Source organism: Vibrio sp. SALL6 (assembly GCF_002002385.1).
In the GTDB taxonomy this organism is placed as follows: domain Bacteria; phylum Pseudomonadota; class Gammaproteobacteria; order Enterobacterales; family Vibrionaceae; genus Vibrio; species Vibrio parahaemolyticus.
Genome location: NZ_MQVK01000052.1, coordinates 1 through 409, shown reverse-complemented (window position 1 = coordinate 409; position 409 = coordinate 1). Strand labels below are relative to the sequence as shown.

General features: G+C 41.6%; 2 tRNA genes. Both read right to left on the bottom strand.

The window, feature by feature from the left end:
* Positions 1-168: 168 nt before the first annotated feature.
* Positions 169-244 (bottom strand) — tRNA-Glu (locus tag BIW15_RS23290).
* A gap of 12 nt (positions 245-256) precedes the next feature.
* Positions 257-332 (bottom strand) — tRNA-Ala (locus BIW15_RS23285).
* Between the last annotated feature and the right edge of the window lie 77 nt (positions 333-409).

Here is a 409-nt window from a genome sequence, read left to right as displayed (position 1 = left end):
GTGTTATTTTGGTGTTTGTCTTAAAGACAAACATTGAGAACTTTACAAACAACAATAAATTGTTGTTTTGTCAGCTTTCCAAATTGTTAAAGAGCTAATCACTTCTAATGAAGTAACCATTTTTAAGAACACTTAATACTTTTTTATCAAAAGAAATGTGCTTAAAGATGGTATCCCGTAGGGGAGTCGAACCCCTGTTACCGCCGTGAAAGGGCGGTGTCCTAGGCCTCTAGACGAACGGGACATAGGAAGTCAGTGGTGGAGCTAATCGGGATCGAACCGATGACCTCTTCGCTGCCAGCGAAGCGCTCTCCCAGCTGAGCTATAGCCCCACATAAATTGCTTCAGCACTTTATGCAGAACCAACTTTTTGCTCTGAATTTAAACCATATCAATCTGTGTGGACACT